Raw genomic sequence first — 11,468 nt, 5'->3', positions numbered from 1 at the left:
ACGGCGGCCGCCGACGCGATTGCGCCGGCGCGCGCCTCACGCCATCGACATGCGGAGCCGGCTGTAGCCTTCCTGGATCGCGGACCAGAACAGGGCGACCAGACCGAGCGCCATGATGGTGCTGACGAGGCCGTTGGAGAAGAACACCCCGAGCGAGCCCTGCGATCCCAGCAGCGATTGGCGGAAGGCTTCCTCCGCCTTGTCGCCGAGCACGATGGCGAGCACGAGAGGTGCGAGCGGGTAGTTGCATTTCTTCAGGAGATAGCCGAGCACGCCGAACACCAGCATCAGCATCACGTCGAAGGTGCTGTTGTGCACCGAATAGGCGCCGATCGCGCACAGCACCAGGATCAGCGGGGCGATGATGCCGAACGGCACGCGCAGGATCGCGGCGAAGAGCGGCACGCAGGTGAGCACGACGATGAGGCCGGCGAGATTGCCGAGATACATCGAGGCGATCAGGCCCCAGACGAATTCCTTCTGCTCGACGAACAGCATCGGGCCCGGCTGCAGGCCCCAGATCAGGAGGCCGCCGAGCAGCACGGCAGCCGTCGGCGAGCCGGGCACGCCGAGCGACAGCATCGGCAGCAGCGCCGAGGTGCCCGCCGCATGCGCGGCCGTCTCCGGCGCGATCACGCCTTCGATCTCGCCCTTGCCGAAATTGTTGCCGCGCCGCGCCAGGCGCTTGGCGATGCCGTAGCTCATGAAGGAGGCCGGCGTCGCTCCGGCGGGCGTGACGCCCATCCAGCAGCCGATCAGGCAGGAGCGCAGCGAAGTCATCCAGTAGGTGGGCAGCTCGCGCCAGGTCTGAAGCACGACGCGAAGGTTGATGCTGGCATTGCCGCCGCGGAAGGCGAGCCCTTCCTCCATGGTCAGCAGAATCTCGCCGATCCCGAACAGGCCGATCACGGCGATCAGGAAGTCGAAACCGTTGAGCAGCTCGGTGACGCCGAAGGTGAGCCGCAATTGCCCGGTGATCGAATCGAGGCCGACCGCCGCGAGCGCGAAGCCCATCATCATCGCCGCGATGGTCTTGAAAGGCGGCTCCTTGCTGAGGCCGACGAAGCTGCAGAAGGCGAGGAAGTACACCGCGAACTTCTCCGCCGGACCAAATCGCAGCGCAAAGCCCGCGACCAGCGGCGCGACCAGCGTGATCATGATGACGGCAAACAGCGCGCCGACGAAGGAGGAGGTGAAGGCGGCGGTCAGGGCTTCGCCGGGCTTGCCCTGCTGCGCCATCGGATAGCCGTCGAAGGTGGTCGCCACCGACCATGGCTCGCCGGGGATGTTGAACAGGATCGAGGTGATGGCGCCGCCGAACAAGGCGCCCCAGTAGATGCATGACAGCATGATGATCGCCGATGTCGGCGGCATGCTGAAGGTCAGGGGAAGCAGGATCGCCACGCCGTTGGCGCCCCCGAGCCCCGGCAGCACGCCGATGATGACCCCGAGCGTGATGCCGATGATCATCAGCATGATGTTATAGGGCTGCAGGGCGACCGCGAAGCCGTGAAATAGATTGGCCAACTCTTCCATATCGATACGTCCTGCAGCAGCAATTGAATGAATGCGTGGCCCTTACAGACCGAGCCATTCCTCGAACGGCCCCTTGGGAAGCGGGACCAGGAACCAGCGCTCGAAAACGAGATAGGTCACCACCGGCATGCCGACCGCCACCGCGATGACCGTCAGCCAGCGATAGCCGCCGAGCCAGCGCATGAACCAGGCGATGAAGACCATCGAGGCGATGTAGAGGCCGATGAACGGCATCGAACCGACATAGATCGCGGTGGGTACGACGACGCTCATGACCTGGCGAAGCTGTCCCCATTCCGCGAACAGGCGGCCGTCGTCGTCGCGTCGCGCGTGCCACAGGTTGATGGCGCTGGCGCCGACGATTGCGGCGCCGACATAGAAGGGGAAGAACCCGGCTCGCGGACCCTCCGCGCCCCAGTTGATGCCGGCCTTCAGGCTGCCGAAGATCACGACGAGACCAAAGGCGCCGATCAACAGCGCCATGCCGATTTCCATCGTCTTGTGTGCCGGGCCAGATTCGGATCCGGATCGTTCAGTCATGAGACCTCCGCGCAGAAATGCAGTCGTCGCATTCGCCGACGGCCTGAGGACGACAGCATCCTCGGCCGTCATCGATGCCGTGGCTCAATTCGATGCGAGGAAACCGGCTTCCTTCATCAAGCCCTCGTGCCGCTTCTCCTCCGCCTCGACCCACTTGGCGTAGTCGGCCCCGGTCAGGAAGGTCGTGTTGAAGGCGCCGCTCTTCATGAAATCCTGCCATTCCGGCGTGGCGCGAACCTTCTTGAACAGCTCGACGTAATACTCGACCTGATCCTTGGTGGCCTTGGGCGACATGAAGATGCCGCGCAGCATGAGATATTCCATCGCGAGGCCCTGCGACTTGCAGGTCGGAATATCCTTCCAGGCCTTGCCCTCGGCGATCGGCTCGTCATAGGCCATCGGCTGGGCGTCGAAGACGCAGAGCGGACGGAGCTTGCCGCCGCGCCATTGCGCGACCGCCTCGATCGGATTGTTGACGGTGGAATCGACGTGATTGCCGACGAGCTGAACCGCGACCTCGCCGCCGCCCTTGTAGGGGATGTAGGTGAACTTCGCGTCGATTGCCTTCTCGATGCCGACCGTAATGATCTGGTCTTCCTGCTTCGAGCCGGTGCCGCCCATCTTGAACGAGCCGCTTGGTGCCTTCTTCGCGGCGTCGACATAATCCTTGACGCTGGTGTACGGCTTTTCGGCATTCACCCAGAGCACGAATTCATCCAGCGCCAGCATCGCGACCGGAGTCAAATCCTTCCAGTTGAACGGAATCCCCGTCGCCAGCGGCGTCGTGAACAAGTTCGAGAGCGTGATGATGATCTTGTGCGGATTGCCCGACGACGTCTTCACGTCGAGAAAGCCTTCGCCGCCTGCACCGCCGGCCTTGTTGATGACGACCAGCGGCTGCTTCATGAGATTATGCTTGGTGACGATGCCCTGGATGGTTCGTGCCATCTGATCGGCGCCGCCACCGGTGCCCGCGGGCACGATGAACTCGACCGGACGAACCGGCTCCCAGGCCGCAAAACTTGCGGTGCTGCCTGCGCACGACATCGCCATTGCCGCCAAAGCGACATTCAGAACGAATGACTTCATCTCGTTTCACTCCCTGTCGAAACGCGGCCGTTCTTTGCCGGCTCGCGTCAGCCCATCCGGATTCACACGCTTGGGGTCACCTTTGCGGTCGATCTCCCATTGCAGCCTCACCAACCAGAAGTTTATGAGCGGGGACACGGCGCGACATCCGCTCCTTTGGGCTAAGGCTCCGCCATGATTGGCAAACGTGCCATGTCCTTGGCCGTTCCTGTCCCGCGCTCTGCATCCCCATTTAGCACCTTGGTCGTGCAATCGTTTTTGGTTGTCGAATGGTATGCGAGATACCAGCTGGCTCACAATTGGACAGCTGGCCAGATCGGCGGACCAATCGTCGCAGTTGTGTTCGCGGGCGAAGCGGGACCAAAAGAAAATGGCCCCGACGAGGGGGCCATTATCAAACGTAGCGCCTGCGATTGCCGGCCGCGCGCCGTTTCGGCTGCGCGAGAAAGGCCTTTCTTACAGGCCGAAACGCGGCAGGTCGCCGTTGTGGTTCGAGATCGCGGCGCTCGCCATCAGGAAACGATCGACCGCAGCCATAAAGCGGCTGAACAGCGAGGAGGAGGGGGCGAAAGCGACGGAAGCGGTCTTGGACATTGGAATTCCCTTTCTTGAGACGATCGATCTTGGCGTCTCGTCTGGGGATGAAACTATGTATACCAGATGCCACTGTCTACGCGTTTGTTTGCATAGCAGCATACAAAGTCCCGCATTGCAGCATAATGCCGGGTTAATCCGGCCGGTTCGGGCTTAAAAGGCCCACCAAAAGAGGCTTTTCCGTCTTAGACGCCATCTTCGGACGCCGAAAGCATATCGATCAGAGGCAAATTCATACGATTGATGCGGAAAACGGTGCCCTCCGGCGCGAACCTGACGCGAGCCTCAATGGCCGAGGGCTTTGCAGGGCAAGGGCTTTCTTGGCAGGGCAAGGCTTGGCAGGGCAGGTCAAAGTCGCTAGTGGTCTGCCCCCTTCCAATCATCTGTCAGAGTGGTTCATGTCGAGCGCCTCGCCCGCCGTCTCGATCGGCATCGATTTTGGGACCAGCAATACGGTCGTCGCCCTTGCCGCGGACGACCGCCGGGTCGAGGCCATCCGCTTCGACCACGGCGGACAGCGCCATAGCGTCTATGTATCGGCTTTGTGCTTCTGGGAGGACCGGCCGGGCGCCGGTGCCCAGGCCGAAGGCGGCCCCTGGGCGATCGAGCAATTCCTCGAAGGACGCCACGTCTACCGCTTCCTGCAATCGTTCAAGACGTTTGCGGCGAGCAGCAGCTTCAACACCACGCAAGTGTTCCGGCAGCGATTCAAGTTCGAGGATATTCTGGCGGCGTTCCTGCGGACGCTGGCGCGCCATGGCGGCGACAGGTTCGGCTTCGAGACCTCGACCATCACGGTCGGCCGCCCGGTGCGCTTCGCCGGCGGCAATCCCGATGAAGAGCTGGCGATGCAGCGCTACCGCGCCGCGTTCGAGCGCCTGGGCGCCGGCCACGCGCGCTACGTCTACGAGCCCGTCGGCGCCGCGTTCTCCTTTGCCCGAAGGCTGGAGCGCGATGCCACCGTGCTGGTGGCGGATTTTGGCGGCGGCACCAGCGATTTCTCCGTGATGCGCTTCTCGCGCGCGGGCGGCAGCCTTCGCGCCGAGCCACTCGGCCACGCCGGCATCGGCATTGCCGGCGACACGTTCGACTACCGGATCGTCGACCACGTCGTCTCGCCGCGGCTCGGCAAGGGCTCCAGCTTCCGCTCGTTCGACAAGGTGCTGCCGATCCCCAGCGGCCATTACACCAACCTCGCGCGCTGGCATCAACTTGCGATGATGAAGAGCAACGGCGATCTGCGCGAGCTCAGGGAGCTTGCGCGCACCGCGCTGAAGCCGAAGCTGCTCGAGGATTTCATCACCATCGTCGATCTCGACCTCGGCTTTTCGCTGTACCGTGCAGTGTCAAATGCCAAGGTCGCGCTGTCGGCCCAGGACGAGGTGGATTTCCGCTTCAGGGGCGGCGGCGTCGACATCGGCGCGGCCATCACGCGGAAGAATTTCGAATCGTGGATCGCCGACGACATCGCCCGGCTCGGGGCCACCGTCGACAAGGTGCTGGCCGAAGCCGGCATCACCGCGCACGAGATCGAGAAGGTGTTCTTGACCGGCGGCACGTCCTTCGTACCGGCGGTGCGAAAACTGTTCGCCGAGCGGTTCGGCAACGAACGGCTGATGTCGGGCGACCAGTTCGAGTCGATCGCCTATGGGCTCGCCTTGATCGGGCACAGCCCCAACCCGGACCGCTGGACTGCCGGCGGCGGGCTCGAGGCGAAGGCGGGGGCTTAACGATTCTCCGTCATTGCGAGCGCAGCAAAGCAATCCAGAATCCCTCCGCGGAAACACTCTGGATTGCTTCGCTACGCTCGCAATGACGGCGTGGGTAGAACGGCGCATCGGCTCGACCAGTGCCGTAGGGTGGGCAAAGCGAAGCGTGCCCACGCGTCTGTCGCCGTATCGGAAGATCGTGGGCACGGCGCAGTTACGCCTTTGCCCACCCTACGACGTCAAGGCCGTCGCTACTGATTGATCTCGGGCTCGACCAGCTTCGCCAGATTGCGCAGGGATTCCTGCCAGCCGAGATAGCAGGCCTCCGGCGGGATCACGTCGGGGATGCCGGCCTGCGTGATGTCGATCTCGGTGCCAACCGAGACCTTCTTCAGGATCACGGTGACCTGAATTTCGCCGGGCAGGTTGGGATCGTCGAACCTGTCAGTGTAGCGAAGGCGTTCGCCGGGCACGAGCTCGACATATTCGCCGCCGAACGAATGGCTGTTGCCCGTCGTGAAATTCCGGAACGACATCTTGAACGTGCCGCCGACCTTGGGCTCGAAATGATGCACGGTGCAGGTGAAGCCGTTCGGCGGCAGCCATTTCGCCATCGCATCGGCCTCCAGGAAAGCGCGATAGACTTTTTGCGGGCTGGTGGCGAGAACGCGATGCAGGCGGATCGTGTTGGGCATGGTTGTTATCCTCAGTGATTGATGGGCCCGAGATTGGCGTCTATGGCCCATTCATGTCACGAGGACGACCGGGAAGGCGCCGATCCGACATGGCATCTCTTTTTTTGTCGGCGGTCCTTCTGGCCGGGTTGCTAGGTCGCTGCGACATCCTGTGGCGTCATCGTGAATGCCAGCCTGTAGCGGCCGATCGTCGCATTGTTCTGTGCGCCGAGATCGCCAAGCGATCCTGGCGAAAGCGGGCTGGCGATCACAGCCTCAACCACATCGGCATCGTAGCCTGAGAGCAGCACGATCCAGTCGGCAGCGCCGTCCTTGCCGCGGATCTGTTGTTCAGTCGTGGGCGCGCTCGTGCGAGGCGTGTCGGTGAAGAGGAGGTGGGCGCCTGTCAGCCCCGGCTGCAGCGCCAATGCGCTGAGCGTTTCCGAGAGGCGCGTCTGCAATTGCGCATCTTGTCCGGCTTCCGGCGACAGCCTGATGGTGGCAAGCGAGGTCGCCACACCTCCGCCAAAGCTCGCGACGATCCGGCACTGGCTGCGGACCATGCCGAGATGATGCGGCATCATCCTGGTCGACCACGGCGTTGGCGCGTTGAGCCGGTCGAGATATCCCTTCGACGTGAGGACCTCGTATTGTTCGAGCTCGTAGAGCACGAAGAAACCTTCGGCGTCTGTCGTGCTGGTCCATCGCGACCCGCGCCGGAAGCCGGGAATGCTCATCCGCTCCTGGAAGTGTTCATGCGAATGCCAGTCGCCGAACTCGGTGCGCTGCTCGGGGCGAACGCTCCACCACATCGCGACGGCGGCCTTGCCCAGTAGTGACATGGTGACCTCCCATCCTGAGCAGCAAGATCAGCCCGAATGTCTACGCCGCGTCAACGGAAGCCACAATTCCGCAGCCGTTCCTCGTTCAACTCCTAAGTGTTTCGCCAGAGGAGGCTTCGCGTAGTCGCCTCAAACCTACGCTTCCTATTCGGGCAAGCCTTTTTCGAGCAGCTCTTTCGACTTTGCCTCGCGGGCCAATCGCTCTGCTTTGAGCCGCTCGCGGTTCTCGTTGAGGGAGTGCTGGTGCTTCGCATAGTCAGTCATGGGCTTCTGCGTCTTGACAGGCTTGAACGCCTTGTTGGCTTCACGCCTGGCCCGATCAGAGGATTGATCTCTCAACATTTCGACCTCACTTCGATCAATGGGCGTGGCCCGCGAGCGCCGAACGCGACGCCACCCGCTTGCGAGCGGATTAGTCACCCTCTGAACGGGAGGGTGGACAATCCTTCAGTGCTGGGCGGTTTGGCGCGAGGTTTGGTCACTCGCCGTGGAGGCGGCACGTTCGCACTTCTGAGAGCATGCCGGTCGAAGGAGTAACGGCCGGCGTGTGGTTCAGTTCCTTCGGTCCGAAACAAAAAGGCCGCCGAAACCGGCGGCCTTTCGTCGTTCACTGATAGGTCCGCTTACTCCGCGGCCTGCTTCTGCGGCGGGTCGAGCGCGCCGGACTTGTGGATGTCGGCGACCTGGTGGTCGCTGAAGCCGAGCACGGAGCGCAGGATCTCGTCGGTGTGCTCGCCGAGCAGCGGGGAGCGCTCGACGTCGCTCGGGCTATCCGACAGCTTGATCGGGTTGCCGACCGAAATGTACTTGCCGCGGGTGGGGTGGTCGACTTCGACCAAGGTACCGGTGGCGCGCAGCGACTGGTCCTCGATGATCTCCTTCATCGACAGGATCGGGCCGCAGGGGATGTCGTCCTTGTTGAGGATTTCCATCGCCTCGAACTTGGTCTTGGTCATCGTCCACTGCTCGATGCGCGCAAAAATCTCGTTGAGGCGCGACAGCCGGGCCGGCGGCTTGGCGTAGTCGGGATGGGTCTTCCAGCCGGGTTCGCCGATCACGTCGCAGATCTTCTCCCAGACCGGCGCCTGGGTGATGAAATAGAGGTAGGCGTTGGGATCGGTCTCCCAGCCTTTGCACTTGACGATGCGGCCGGGCTGGCCGCCGCCGGAATCATTGCCGGCGCGCGGCACGGCGTCGCCGAACGGAATGCCTTCGCCGTACTGGCTGTATTCCTTCAGCGGGCCATGGGCGAGGCGCTGCTGGTCGCGCAGCTTGACGCGGGCGAGGTTGAGCACGCCGTCCTGCATCGCAGCCGTAACCTTCTGGCCCTTGCCGGTGACGGTGCGCTGGTAGAGCGCGGTGACGATGCCGAGCGCGAGGTGGAGGCCGGTGCCGCTGTCGCCGATCTGCGCGCCGGTGACGAGCGGAAGACCGTCGCGGAAGCCGGTGGTGGAAGCGGCGCCGCCGGTGCACTGCGCGACGTTCTCATAGACCTTGCAGTCTTCGTACGGTCCGGGGCCGAAGCCCTTGATCGAGGCGACGATCATCTTCGGGTTGATGGCCTGGATCTTCTCCCAGGGGAAGCCCATGCGGTCGAGCACGCCGGGGCCGAAGTTTTCCACCAGCACGTCGCACTTCTTGATCAGCTCGGTGAGGACTTCCTTGCCCTTGGGGTTCTTGGTGTCGAGCGTGATCGAGCGCTTGTTGTGGTTGAGCATGGTGAAATACAGGCTGTCCACGTTCGGGATGTCCTGCAGCTGGCCGCGGGTGATGTCACCCACGCCCGGACGTTCCACCTTGATCACGTCGGCACCGAACCAGGCGAGCAGCTGCGTGCAGGTCGGTCCTGATTGAACGTGGGTGAAGTCGAGAATGCGAACGCCCGTAAGCGCTTTGGTCATCGTGTTGCTCCGTACTCTGTGTCTGCCCCCGCCAACCGCAGGGAATTAAGGGTTGAGGGGTGGACTTACTTCTTCTTCTGCAGAACGCTCTGCGGATTGAGGTTGCCGATGCGGCCGCTCTCCGAGCCCGCGGCCGGATCGATCACCGCGTTGATGAGCGTCGGCTTGCCGGACTTCATGGCTTCGTTGACGGCTCGCTTGAGCTCGTCCGGCGAGGTGGCATTCACGCCGACGCCGCCGAAGGCTTCCATCATCTTGTCGTAGCGCGCGCCCTTGACGAATACCGTCGTTGCCGGATCGGCGTTGGCGCCGTTGACGTCGGTGCCGCGATAGATGCCGTCGTTGTTGAAGATCACGACGCAGATCGGAAGGTTGTAGCGGCAGATGGTCTCGACCTCCATGCCGGAGAAGCCGAAGGCCGAGTCGCCTTCCACTGCGAGCACGGGGTGGCCGGTCTCGAGCGCGGCGGCAATCGCCTGGCCCATGCCGATGCCCATCACGCCCCAGGTGCCGACGTCGAGACGCTTGCGCGGGCGGTACATGTCGATGACGCCGCGGGCGAGATCGAGCGTGTTGGCGCCTTCGTTGACGAGGATCGCCTCGGGGTACTCCTTGATGACGTTCTTCAGCACGCCGAGCGCGCCGTGATAGTCCATCGGCGATTTGTTGTTCATGAGCTTCGGCGCCATCTTGGCGACGTTCTCTTCGCGCTTGGACGAGATCGCCTTGGTCCATTCGGCGGGCGGGGCGGTCCAGCCCGTACCCATCGCCTGATTGAAGGCAGAGACGACCGAGCCGATGTCGCCGACGACGGGCGCGACGATTTCGACGTTGGAGTCCATCTCGCGCGGCTCGATATCGACCTGGATGAACTTCTTGGGCGCTTCGCCCCAGTTCTTGCCCTTGCCGTGCGAGAGCAGCCAGTTCAGCCGCGCGCCGATCAGCAGCACGACATCGGACTCTTTCAGCACCGTCGAGCGGGCAGCGCCTGCGCATTGCGGATGGGTGTCGGAGAGGAGGCCCTTGGCCATGCTCATCGGCAGGAAGGGCACGCCGCTCTTCTCGACGAAGGTCTTGATCTCCTCGTCGGCCTGCGCGTAGGCCGCGCCCTTGCCGAGGATGATGAGCGGACGCTTGGCGCTCTTGAGCACGTCGAGCGCACGCTTGACCGAAGCGGGCGAGGGGATCTGCGCGGGCGCAGCATCAATCACCTTGACCAGCGACTTCCGTCCGGCATCGGCGTTCATCACCTGGCCGAACAGCTTGGCCGGCAGGTCGAGATAGACGCCGCCCGGACGGCCCGAGACAGCAGCGCGGATGGCGCGGGCCAGGCCGATGCCGATGTCCTGTGCGTGCAGCACGCGATAGGCCGCCTTGCACAGCGGCTTCGCAATCGCGAGCTGGTCCATCTCTTCGTAGTCGCCCTGCTGCAGGTCGACGATCTCGCGCTCGGACGAGCCCGAGATCAGGATCATCGGATAGCAGTTGGTGGTGGCGTGGGCGAGCGCGGTGAGACCATTGAGGAAGCCGGGCGCGGAGACGGTGAGGCAGATGCCGGGCTTCTTGGTGAGGTAGCCGGCGATGCCCGCCGCATAACCGGCATTCTGCTCGTGGCGGAACGAGATCATGCGAATGCCCTCGGCCTGCGCCATGCGGCCCAAATCCGTGATCGGGATGCCCGGCACATTATAGATGGTGGTGATGCCGTTCAGCTTGAGCGCGTCGATGACGAGATGAAAGCCATCCGTCAGCTCCTGCTCGGTGCCCGGTGCCTCGGACTTGGTCGCGGTATTCAGCATGGGCCTTGTCTCCCTGGTCTCAGATAGTGGGGCGAATTGTTCGCCCTTCTGGTGAACGTTGCTTGGTTAAGTAAACAGTTCCTGGCCGTGCGCTTCGACGTAAGCGGCAAGGCCGAGAGTGTGGTCGCGGGCGCGCTTCTCGGCGAGCTCGGTGTCGCGCGCCTCCAGTGCTTCGATCATGCCGAGATGCTCGGGCAGCGAGGTCGCGGTGCGGTCCTTGCGTCCGATGGTCAGCTGGCGATAGCCGCGCACGTGCAGCAGCAGGTCGTTGGTGAGATCGACCAGCACCGGCGATTCCGACAGCGAGATCAGCGCCTGGTGGAAGGCGATATTGGCGCGCGAATATTCCTCGACGTGATCCTCGGGCAGGCGGTCCTTGCCGAAGTCCTTGAAGTAGTCGCGCAGCGCCGTGATGTCCTTCTTGCGCGCAGTGGTGGTGATGAGGCGCGCGGCCATGCTCTCCAGCGCCGCCCAGGCGCGGATCATGTCGACGATCTCGCTCTTGGTCCTGCGCACCACCATGATGCCGCGGCGCGGCACCGTCTTCACGAAGCCGTCCTGCTCGAGCATCGCGATCGCTTCGCGGATCGGGGTGCGGCTGACACCCAGACGTTCGGACAGCGCGCGCTCGTCGAGCATCACCGGCTCGGGCGTCGAATAGATGTCCATCCTGAGGATGGCTTCCTTCAAGGCGTCATACGCCTTGTTCTTGAAGCTGCTCTCCGGGGCAATACGAACGATTGCGATATCTGCCTCGGCCATGTTCGGCAACGCCTTGGTTGGT

Annotated in this window: 11 protein-coding genes; 1 reads left to right on the top strand and 10 read right to left on the bottom strand. The window is 63.3% G+C overall.

Annotation, left to right across the window (positions count from 1 at the left end):
- Positions 1-36: 36 nt before the first annotated feature.
- From BM190_RS16015 to BM190_RS40435, 4 genes are all read right to left on the bottom strand, one after another.
- Positions 37-1,536, bottom strand: a complete 1,500-nt coding sequence (locus BM190_RS16015; protein ID WP_028143032.1) for a tripartite tricarboxylate transporter permease — start codon at positions 1,534-1,536, stop codon at positions 37-39.
- Between the two features lie 42 nt (positions 1,537-1,578).
- Positions 1,579-2,076, bottom strand: a complete 498-nt coding sequence (locus BM190_RS16010; RefSeq protein ID WP_092256893.1) for a tripartite tricarboxylate transporter TctB family protein — start codon at positions 2,074-2,076, stop codon at positions 1,579-1,581.
- 84 nt (positions 2,077-2,160) lie between these two features.
- Complete coding sequence (locus BM190_RS16005) at positions 2,161-3,165, bottom strand: Bug family tripartite tricarboxylate transporter substrate binding protein (RefSeq protein WP_018315854.1); 1,005 nt, start codon at positions 3,163-3,165, stop codon at positions 2,161-2,163.
- Positions 3,166-3,621: 456 nt separating this feature from the next.
- Positions 3,622-3,759, bottom strand: a complete 138-nt coding sequence (locus BM190_RS40435) for a hypothetical protein (protein ID WP_018315855.1) — start codon at positions 3,757-3,759, stop codon at positions 3,622-3,624.
- Positions 3,760-4,157: 398 nt separating this feature from the next.
- Between BM190_RS40435 and BM190_RS15995 the strand changes: the two genes are divergently transcribed.
- Positions 4,158-5,489: an Hsp70 family protein gene (locus BM190_RS15995; protein ID WP_092256435.1), complete on the top strand. Its 1,332-nt coding sequence runs from the start codon at positions 4,158-4,160 to the stop codon at positions 5,487-5,489.
- A gap of 230 nt (positions 5,490-5,719) precedes the next feature.
- Here BM190_RS15995 and BM190_RS15990 read toward each other — a convergent pair whose 3' ends face one another.
- The 6 genes from BM190_RS15990 to BM190_RS15965 form a co-directional block, all read right to left on the bottom strand.
- Positions 5,720-6,163, bottom strand: coding sequence for an SRPBCC family protein (locus tag BM190_RS15990; protein ID WP_092256432.1), 444 nt, complete (start codon positions 6,161-6,163; stop codon positions 5,720-5,722).
- 131 nt (positions 6,164-6,294) lie between these two features.
- Positions 6,295-6,984, bottom strand: a complete 690-nt coding sequence (locus BM190_RS15985; protein ID WP_092256429.1) for a hypothetical protein — start codon at positions 6,982-6,984, stop codon at positions 6,295-6,297.
- A 144-nt stretch (positions 6,985-7,128) separates the two neighbouring features.
- Positions 7,129-7,326, bottom strand: a complete 198-nt coding sequence (locus tag BM190_RS15980) for a hypothetical protein (protein ID WP_018315862.1) — start codon at positions 7,324-7,326, stop codon at positions 7,129-7,131.
- Between the two features lie 281 nt (positions 7,327-7,607).
- On the bottom strand, positions 7,608-8,885 hold the full coding sequence (frc, locus tag BM190_RS15975; RefSeq protein ID WP_018315863.1) for a formyl-CoA transferase: 1,278 nt from the start codon (positions 8,883-8,885) through the stop codon (positions 7,608-7,610).
- 65 nt (positions 8,886-8,950) lie between these two features.
- Positions 8,951-10,684, bottom strand: a complete 1,734-nt coding sequence (oxc, locus tag BM190_RS15970; protein WP_092256426.1) for an oxalyl-CoA decarboxylase — start codon at positions 10,682-10,684, stop codon at positions 8,951-8,953.
- A 66-nt stretch (positions 10,685-10,750) separates the two neighbouring features.
- Positions 10,751-11,446: a GntR family transcriptional regulator gene (locus BM190_RS15965; RefSeq protein WP_161966556.1), complete on the bottom strand. Its 696-nt coding sequence runs from the start codon at positions 11,444-11,446 to the stop codon at positions 10,751-10,753.
- Positions 11,447-11,468 lie beyond the last annotated feature (22 nt).

Origin of the sequence: Bradyrhizobium sp. Rc3b (assembly GCF_900114915.1) — a bacterium.
GTDB lineage: Bacteria > Pseudomonadota > Alphaproteobacteria > Rhizobiales > Xanthobacteraceae > Bradyrhizobium.
Note: the sequence above shows the minus strand (reverse complement) of the source record. Positions and strands in the feature narration are given on the sequence as shown.